This is a genomic window from Methanofollis sp., from assembly GCF_028702905.1.
GTDB lineage: Archaea > Halobacteriota > Methanomicrobia > Methanomicrobiales > Methanofollaceae > Methanofollis.
Genome location: NZ_JAQVNX010000102.1, coordinates 1 through 7538 on the forward strand (window position 1 = coordinate 1; position 7538 = coordinate 7538).

The 7538-nt window shown below is 63.3% G+C and carries 10 protein-coding genes and 1 pseudogene; 3 read left to right on the top strand and 8 right to left on the bottom strand.

Going from position 1 to position 7538, the window contains the following annotated elements:
- Positions 1-16: 16 nt before the first annotated feature.
- The 8 genes from rpl12p to PHP59_RS10460 all read right to left on the bottom strand — a co-directional run bounded on the left by rpl12p (position 17) and on the right by PHP59_RS10460 (position 5575).
- Entirely contained in the window at positions 17-325 is a 309-nt protein-coding gene (gene rpl12p / locus PHP59_RS10425) for a 50S ribosomal protein P1 (RefSeq protein WP_067048680.1), read from the bottom strand.
- Positions 326-352: 27 nt separating this feature from the next.
- Complete coding sequence (locus PHP59_RS10430; protein ID WP_300166693.1) at positions 353-1204, bottom strand: 50S ribosomal protein L10; 852 nt, start codon at positions 1202-1204, stop codon at positions 353-355.
- Positions 1204-1848: a 50S ribosomal protein L1 gene (locus tag PHP59_RS10435; RefSeq protein WP_067048673.1), complete on the bottom strand. Its 645-nt coding sequence runs from the start codon at positions 1846-1848 to the stop codon at positions 1204-1206. The genes PHP59_RS10430 and PHP59_RS10435 overlap by 1 nt, the downstream gene beginning before the upstream one ends.
- Before the next feature lie 53 nt (positions 1849-1901).
- Positions 1902-2378 carry a 50S ribosomal protein L11 gene (locus tag PHP59_RS10440; RefSeq protein ID WP_300166694.1) on the bottom strand — a complete coding sequence of 159 codons (477 nt, stop codon included), beginning with the start codon at positions 2376-2378 and terminating at the stop codon, positions 1902-1904.
- Positions 2379-2486: 108 nt separating this feature from the next.
- Positions 2487-2957: a transcription elongation factor Spt5 gene (locus tag PHP59_RS10445; protein ID WP_300166695.1), complete on the bottom strand. Its 471-nt coding sequence runs from the start codon at positions 2955-2957 to the stop codon at positions 2487-2489.
- 5 nt (positions 2958-2962) lie between these two features.
- A complete protein-coding gene (locus PHP59_RS10450; protein WP_300166696.1) occupies positions 2963-3163 on the bottom strand; it encodes a protein translocase SEC61 complex subunit gamma in 201 nt (66 codons plus the stop codon).
- 5 nt (positions 3164-3168) lie between these two features.
- Positions 3169-4263 carry a cell division protein FtsZ gene (gene ftsZ / locus PHP59_RS10455; RefSeq protein ID WP_300166698.1) on the bottom strand — a complete coding sequence of 365 codons (1095 nt, stop codon included), beginning with the start codon at positions 4261-4263 and terminating at the stop codon, positions 3169-3171.
- On the bottom strand, positions 4247-5575 hold the full coding sequence (locus tag PHP59_RS10460; protein WP_300166700.1) for a D-aminoacyl-tRNA deacylase: 1329 nt from the start codon (positions 5573-5575) through the stop codon (positions 4247-4249). Before PHP59_RS10460 ends, ftsZ begins: the two co-directional genes overlap by 17 nt.
- 85 nt (positions 5576-5660) lie before the next feature.
- Between PHP59_RS10460 and PHP59_RS10465 the strand changes: the two genes are divergently transcribed.
- The 3 genes and pseudogenes from PHP59_RS10465 to PHP59_RS10475 form a co-directional block, all read left to right on the top strand.
- A complete protein-coding gene (locus tag PHP59_RS10465) occupies positions 5661-5843 on the top strand; it encodes a hypothetical protein (RefSeq protein WP_300166702.1) in 183 nt (60 codons plus the stop codon).
- Positions 5840-7042, top strand: a complete 1203-nt coding sequence (gene glp, locus PHP59_RS10470; protein ID WP_300166704.1) for a gephyrin-like molybdotransferase Glp — start codon at positions 5840-5842, stop codon at positions 7040-7042. Before PHP59_RS10465 ends, glp begins: the two co-directional genes overlap by 4 nt.
- Positions 7039-7538, top strand: a pseudogene (locus PHP59_RS10475) (molybdopterin biosynthesis protein); the annotation flags it as partial. The gene glp and the pseudogene PHP59_RS10475, both read left to right, overlap by 4 nt.

Here is a 7538-nt window from a genome sequence, read left to right on the forward strand (position 1 = left end):
GAAAAGAAAAAAAGATTTAGCCGAAGAGGGCACCGAGGCCGGCCATGCCGGACTCTTCTTCCTCTTCCTTCTTCTCTTCCTCAGCCTCTTCCTCAACAGGGGCGGCTGCGGCCGGAGCGGCTGCGGCGGGTGCAGCGGCAACGGTGGCGACGGCGGCCTTCGAGATGGCCTCCTCAATGTCAACACCGTCGAGTGCGGCCACGAGGGCCTTCACACGAGCGTCGTCAGCGGCGATACCGGCAGCGGAGAGAACAGCCTTGACATTCTCTTCGTTGATGTCCTTACCTGCGTTGTGCAGGAGCAGTGCAGCGTAGATGTATTCCATTTCATTCACCTCAAATTTTTCTCAATTTTATTCTTCGACAATTCCCTTCAGAGCAAGCGATGATCTGTACGCCTTTCCAATGATCGCGTCGATGATATCCTTCTCGTAGACACCGGCCTCGATACCGAGGCTGCGGGCGTCGCGGACGGCCTTCGCCAGGATCGCACCGGTCGTCTCCGTGGTCGGGATAGCCGCGTTCACCGACAGGTTAAATGCCTGCTGGGCCGCGAGCGTGATCTTGCCAAGGTAGACCGACTCGTCGATCGCGAGCGTCTCAGGTGCAAACACCGTGCCGTTCTGGAATGCCGCCCGAAGGATCAGGCCGACATCCATCGGCTTGACGTCAAGCTTCGTGAGCACGTCAGCCATCTTCGCGGAGATGACCTCGCCCTTCTTCACGACCGTCTTCGTGTCCTTGATCTTGACCTTGCCGGCCTCGATCACGGCCGGAATGCCGGCCTGCTGAAGCTCACCGACGATCGGACCGGGCTTGAAGCTCGTCGGGCCCTTGGCGACGACGATGTCCTCCGGAGCAGTCTCGCCCGGCTTTGCGGCCATCTTCGTCTTCGTCTGCTCAAGGAGCTTGTAGAGCTTGAAGGGGTTCTCCTTCGTGAAGATAAGCGCACTCTGTCCGGCAATGTGCCCGGCCATCGTGGCGACCTCGCCGCCGACCTCGTCCAGAGCGCGGGAGGTCAGGGTGTTGCGGGTCATCTTGATATAGGCGACCTCGCGGAGGTTCTGCCTGATGTGCTGGAGCTGACTCGCCGGGATACCGTACATATCCACAAGCCCGACCACCGGGTAATCGGCAAAGTGCTGCTTGATCGCCTCGACCTCGCTCTTCTTCCATGTGGGCAGGTGGTGAGTGTAGAGCGCCATTAGATCAGCCTCACTGCCGGACCCATGGTCGTCTTCACATACACCGAGCGGACATTCTGCGGACCCTGCTCGAGCACCGACTCGATCTTCTTCATGACCGCGTCGATGTTGTCTGCAAGTTCCTCAGGAGCCATCGTGGTGCTGCCCACGGGCGCGTGGAAGACCTTCTTGTCCTTCGACCGGATCTTCACCGAGGAGCGGAGCCTCTCGATGATCGGACGGACGTCCATACCGGTCTGGATCGGCATCGGCATCCTGCCGCGGGGACCGAGCCTCGGACCGAGCCAGCGACCCACAAGACCCATCACGCTTGTTTCCGCAAGGAAGAAGCGGTACTCGTTTGCGATCTTCCGTGCCTCACGGGGCTCGCCGCCCAGGCGCTCGATCTCTTCGGGGCTGATGATCAGGTCGACGTTGACTTCTTTTGCCTGCGTCGTGATCTCGCCCTTTCCGAGGACAGCGACCTTTATCGGCGTGCCCATACCGTGCGGGAGAAGGATAGTCTCATCAATACGGTTTTTCGGCTGCGCCATGTCGATATTCTTGAGGTTGATCGTGAGATCAACGCTCTCCGTGAACTTACGTTCCGGCGCAGTCTCAAGAGCCGCCTGCACAGCCTTCAATATCTGTTCTCTCTCAACCATTACGTGCCTCCATAGTACACGACCGTGTTTGATCTCCTATGGATGAATCCCGTTTAGTTCTCGAGCATACTGTCGAACTCGCCCGCATCGATCGCTGCCAGCATCTCCTTCGGCTTGCGGCCTTCGACCGTCACACCGATAGAGACACAGGTCCCGACAACTTCCTTGACCGCCGACTTCAGGCGGTAGGAGAGCATGTCGTCGAACTTCATGCGTGCGATTCTGACAGCGGCCTCGAGCGGCAGATCACCCACGAACTGAGTGGACGGCTCGCCGGACCCCTTCTCGATACCAGCTTCCTTCATGACGAGCGCGGTTGTCGGAGGAATACCCACCGTTACGGTGAAGTTCTTCTTCTCGTCGACTTCGATCGTCACCGGCACCTGCATGCCGTTGAATTCAGCGGTCTTCTTATTGATCTCGTCAATGACCGCTTTCACGTTGATACCGAGGGGACCCAGGGCAGGACCAATAGGTGGGCCTGCAGTTGCCTTTCCACCGGGTACTAATACCTCGACCGTTTCTGCCATAGTACAATCACCATGCTTTTCCCAGAAGGGTACTGAGCCTGGGTGACTAAGGTTTCCCCGGTGCGCACTTAATACTATCACAGGGAACGGGAAAAAAGATGAAGAGGATCAGGCTTCGCCACGGTCGATCACGCGGACATTGTCGCCGCGCACGGTGATCGGGATCGGCACCAGGGCATCGTACAGCTCCACGGTGATCTCCTCCTTTGAGGTATCGACCCGTTTTACGACAGCCTTTTCACCCTTGAATGGTCCGGCAATGAGTTCGACGATCGTACCCTCGTCGATACCGGAAACAGCCGGTTTCGGGACGAGATAATGGCCGACCTCTGCAAGAGTGGTCTCGCCGGGCACCACTGTCCGGGCGCTCGGCACTGTCTCGATCAGTTCGGCGATACGTGCGTGGGGCTCATCGGCCTCGATAAGGACGTAGCCTTTCAGTTCATCGGGAGCAACCACCGCCTTCACCTTGAAGGACGGGTCGTGCAGGACCGCACGGTAGATCCCGTCCGCGACGGCACGCTCCTGTTTTGCCGTCGTCTTGACGGCATATACCCGGGTCAGTATTTCGCTGGTCATGGACATCAGTGCGGCAGCACGAGCATCAGCTCATAGATCGTAAACCCGATGAGACCGATGACAAAGACGCCTATTGCCGCAACAAGGGCGATCTTGGTAAACTCATCACGGGACGGCGTCCGCGCCAGTTTCAGGACGCGGATGTATTTCTGGATATACTCCTCATAGAGAGAGTTTAATCTGGCTGTTCCGGTATTGATCTCCATCTATCTCACCTCAGAAAGTCTATATCAAATTCTTTCGCCACGCGGGGAAGAGACTTGCGCTCGCCCCGCCCGTAGATCTGGGGGGAACTCACACCGGTGACGACGAGCATCGTCCGCACCTTGCCCTGCATATCAGGGTCGACCTGGGCGCCCCAGATGATCCGGGCACCGGGGTCGATCCTGTTGTAGACCTCCTGGACGACGCCCTCGGCTTCGGCCATCGTCATGTCGGGGCCGCCGACGACGTTGACAAGCGCGGCGGTCGCGCCGGAGATGTCCACGTCGAGGAGCGGAGACCTCAGGGCCTTTTTCACGGAGTCGGCAGCCTTGTCCTCGGCGTCGGACTCGCCCATGCCGATCATGGCGACGCCGCCGCGCTCCATCACGGTCCGCACATCGGCGAAGTCCAGGTTCACGAGGCCGGGCACGGTGATCAGTTCGGTGATCCCCTTCACCGCCCGCATGAGCACCTCGTCGGCAACCTTGAAGGCGGCATAGAGGGGCAGGCGCGGGACGACTTCGAGGAGACGGTCGTTCGGGACGACGATCACGGTGTCGGCGACGTCGCGCAGGCGTTCAAGGCCGGCCTCCGCGTTCTCCGACCTGATAGATCCCTCGGAGGTGAAGGGGAGGGTGACAACGGCGATCGTCAGTGCGCCCTCTTCGTGCGCCGCCTTGGCGACGATCGGGGCCGAGCCGGTGCCGGTGCCGCCGCCGAGGCCGGTGGTGATGAAGACCATGTCGGCACCCTCCAGGGACGTCTTGATCTGGTCCTCGTTTTCCAGGGCGGCTTCCTCGCCGATCTGGGGGATGGAACCGGCGCCGAGGCCGCGCGTTCGCTGGCGGCCGATAAGGATCCTCTTGTCGGCCTTGGTGCGGATCAGGTGCTGGGCGTCGGTGTTGAGCGCGATGAGCCGCGCCCCCACCACGCCTTCCTCGGCGATCCTGGTCATCGTGTTCGAGCCACCGCCGCCGCACCCGACGACGACGATCTCGGTCCTGAGATCCCGCAGGAGTTCCTCAAGGTCGTCGTCTGGCTGGACGGCGGTCTCAAACTCGTCTCGCGCCCGTGATAGTGCCTCTTCAACTATGGACTTCATCGATATACCTCTCCAACCCCGGGATGTGGATGCGTGTTTCACTGCAGGAACCGACCATGGTCGGGGTGATCGTCCGCCCTCCGACCTCGACGGGCTGACCGCTCGAAAGACGTCCGAAGAGCGGGCCTTTCGGAACCCCGAGCTGCCGGGCCTTACCGGGGTCGAATCTCGCCTTCATGATGACGAGGTCGTCCCCTTCAGCTGCAGTGCTCCACCGATCATCTATGATTTTAATACACAGGGATATTAAATAATGTATTATTTCTTCTCTTTGATTCGCGAAGGTGATGAATGTCGGGAGGATCTCCCCGTGCTCCCCTGCGACCGATGCCGCGGGAAGGAGATCTAATGCCTCCCTGAATGCCTTCGGGTCGGCTTTATCCGCCTCTGAAACGAGAGCTGCGGGTATCGTGGCCACGACGGGATCGCCCGTCCCTGCAAGGGTGCCGGTATGAAGACGGCAGCCCGGAGAGATCCCTTCTGCCGCCGCGCGAACGGCCGTGTATGTCTCCCAGGAGAGGTCCCCGATACCGGTGATCTCGCCTTCCGAAAGGACGGGCAGGCCGAGGTCGACGAGGATCTCCTGGAGACGGTCGGCGTCGGTTTTTGCAAGCGCTTTTCTGTCAAGGTAGGCGGCGACCGCCCCGGTCTGCCGGATCATCGCGGCGACGAGGTCGCGGTCGAGGCAGGCGACCTCGCGGGAGGGAGCGATGTGGCCGAAGGCCCCCTTCGAGGAGAGCGCGATCTCGGTCTGGCGGACGGCATAATGGGTGCCGCCGAAGCCGACCAGGGGGATCGCGTCGCCGGGCACGGCCTCCAGGACGGCGCGGACGGCGGCGTCGGCCGCGGCAGGGTCGTTCCACTCGGTCTCGGTGCTCCCGATCTCGACGAAGAGGGAGGGGATGCCAAGGGTCGTCGGGCCGTGGTGGGTCGCCTCATAGCTGGCGCGGTAGCCGGGCGGGGCATGGCGGGCAAGGCCGCGGAGGACGGCGTGCATCATGGCCGGGGCCGCGGGGGCGAGGGTCCGGGCGTCTCCGCCGAAGGCCGGGTTCCCATAGTTGCCGGTGACATGGACGGTGAGGGCCGGCGTCGGGTGCGAACTTGAGTGCCGGGAAAGGAAGACAAGGATGTCTGCGCCGAGGTCCCTGTCGGCCCCTTCGGCATAGATGAGACGCCCTCCGCTCTCGTGGAAGGAGAGGGACGCCGCCCGGCAGAGAGGCCAGTCGTCCCGTTCTGCAAGGAGTTCCCCCATCCGGCGGGCAAGGTTTCGTCCCGCGGGGTCGAGGGACGAGTGAAGGAAGGCAATATGCATGAGGAGCGTATCTCGTCGGGGGGCTAAAGCCTTACCCGGCCGAAAGCCGGAAACACTAATCTCCTCCGCGGGTAATCATCTCATCATGGACAAAGAACTGATCGAGAAGGCATTCGCCGAGAGCGGGATCACCACGGAGATCGGGTGCGAGCAGGCGTTTGCGATCAGCGAGAAATACGGTATACCAAAGATGGACATCGCCCGGTATTGCAACCGCCACGACCCGAAGATCAAGATCCGCTCCTGCCAGCTGGGTTGCTTCAGATGAGCCTCTTTCTCGATGTGGTGCCGGTCGCCCGTGCCGTGGAGGTCGTCCGCTCGACCGCCCGGCCTGCCGGCACCGAAGAGGTGCGGCTGGAAGACGCCCTCCACCGCGTGCTTGCCGACGACGTCAGGGCAGGCCATGACCTGCCCGGCTTCGACAGGTCGGTGGTGGACGGGTATGCCGTGCAGGCGTCGGACACGGCCGGCGCCTCGGAGGCGATCCCGGCGATGCTCTCCGTGCGGGGGAGGATCGAGATGGGCCGGGCGCCGCCGGGGACGGTGGACGCGGGCAGCTGCTGGTATATCCCGACAGGCGGGGTGCTCCCTGCGGGGGCTGACGCCGTCGCCATGATCGAGTACTCGGAGGCTGTGGGGGACGAGGTGCTCGTCCAGAGGCCGGTCGCGCCCGGAGAGAACGTGCTCTCCCGTGACGAGGACTTTGCAACCGGGGCTGTCGTCCTCAAGGCGGGGCGGCGTCTCACCCCGCAGGATCTCGGCGTCCTCGCCTCGGCAGGGGTGGCCGCGGTCAGGGTGCTCGGACTGCCGCGTGTCGGGATCATCTCGACGGGAAACGAGGTGGTGCCTGTGGAGGCCGACCTCGCGCCCGGACAGGTGCGGGACGCCAACGCCTACCTGTGCGCGGGTTTCGTGCGGGAGCACGGGTGCGTGCCCGTGCTGTACGGGATTGTCAGGGACGACCCCGCGCTCCTCAGGCCGGTCCTCGAGCAGGCGGTCGCGGAGTGCAACTGCGTCCTGATCTCGGGCGGGAGTTCGAAGGACATGCGGGACATGACCGCCCGTGTGATCGGCGAACTCGGCGAGGTGCTCGTCCACGGGATCGCCATATCGCCGGGGAAGCCGACGATCATCGGGAAGGTCGGGGAGACGCCGGTGATCGGGTTGCCCGGCCACCCGGGCTCGGCCTATGTCGTCCTCGTGGCGGTGGTCGGCCACCTGTTCGCGGCGCTCTCGGGCGCGGCCGTGCCCGTGCGCCGGGTGCGGGCGCGGCTCGCCGCGAACATCCCCTCGGCAAAGGGGCGGGAGGACTATGTCCGCGTCCGTGTGGCGGACGGCGTGGCAACACCGGTCTTCGGGAAGTCCGGCCTCCTGAACACCCTGGTGAAGAGCGACGGTCTCGTCGTCGTCCCGGCAGGGCGGGAAGGCCTTGAAGAGGGCGACGAGGTGGAGGCGGTCCTGTGGTGAAGAGGTACCTGGACCTCGTCTCCCTCGACCGGGCCCTCGGGATCATCAGGGAGAGGTTTGGCAGCAGAAAGCCGCGGACCGAGACCGTGCCCCTCGAAGAGGCGGCGGGCCGGGTGACCTCGGGACCGATCTATGCCCGCTTCTCCGTGCCAGGCATGCACATCTCGGCGATGGACGGGATCGCCGTCCGCAGCGCGGAGACGCGGGGGGCCTCCGAGACCAGGCCAGTCGTCCTCCCCGACGCCGTGCGGGTGAACACCGGCAACCTGGTGCCGCCCGAATACGACGCGGTCGTCATGATCGAGGACGTCTGGCTCGGCGAAGGCACCTGGACGATCCGGAAACCGGCGGCCCCGTGGCAGCATGTGCGGCCTGTCGGCGAGGACATCGGGGAGTCGGAGATGATCCTCCCCTCCCTCCACGCGGTCCGGCCGCACGAACTCGGCGCCCTCGCCGCCTACGGCGTGACAGAGGTGGAGGTGCTCGCCTTCTCCGC

Coding starts and splice junctions, on each gene's coding strand:
- rpl12p (WP_067048680.1), bottom strand. CDS start 325: ATGGAATACATCTACGCTGCACTGCTCCTGCACAACGCAGGTAAGGAC.
- PHP59_RS10430 (WP_300166693.1), bottom strand. CDS start 1,204: ATGGCGCTCTACACTCACCACCTGCCCACATGGAAGAAGAGCGAGGTC.
- PHP59_RS10435 (WP_067048673.1), bottom strand. CDS start 1,848: ATGGTTGAGAGAGAACAGATATTGAAGGCTGTGCAGGCGGCTCTTGAG.
- PHP59_RS10440 (WP_300166694.1), bottom strand. CDS start 2,378: ATGGCAGAAACGGTCGAGGTATTAGTACCCGGTGGAAAGGCAACTGCA.
- PHP59_RS10445 (WP_300166695.1), bottom strand. CDS start 2,957: ATGACCAGCGAAATACTGACCCGGGTATATGCCGTCAAGACGACGGCA.
- PHP59_RS10450 (WP_300166696.1), bottom strand. CDS start 3,163: ATGGAGATCAATACCGGAACAGCCAGATTAAACTCTCTCTATGAGGAG.
- ftsZ (WP_300166698.1), bottom strand. CDS start 4,263: ATGAAGTCCATAGTTGAAGAGGCACTATCACGGGCGCGAGACGAGTTT.
- PHP59_RS10460 (WP_300166700.1), bottom strand. CDS start 5,575: ATGCATATTGCCTTCCTTCACTCGTCCCTCGACCCCGCGGGACGAAAC.
- PHP59_RS10465 (WP_300166702.1), top strand. CDS start 5,661: ATGGACAAAGAACTGATCGAGAAGGCATTCGCCGAGAGCGGGATCACC.
- glp (WP_300166704.1), top strand. CDS start 5,840: ATGAGCCTCTTTCTCGATGTGGTGCCGGTCGCCCGTGCCGTGGAGGTC.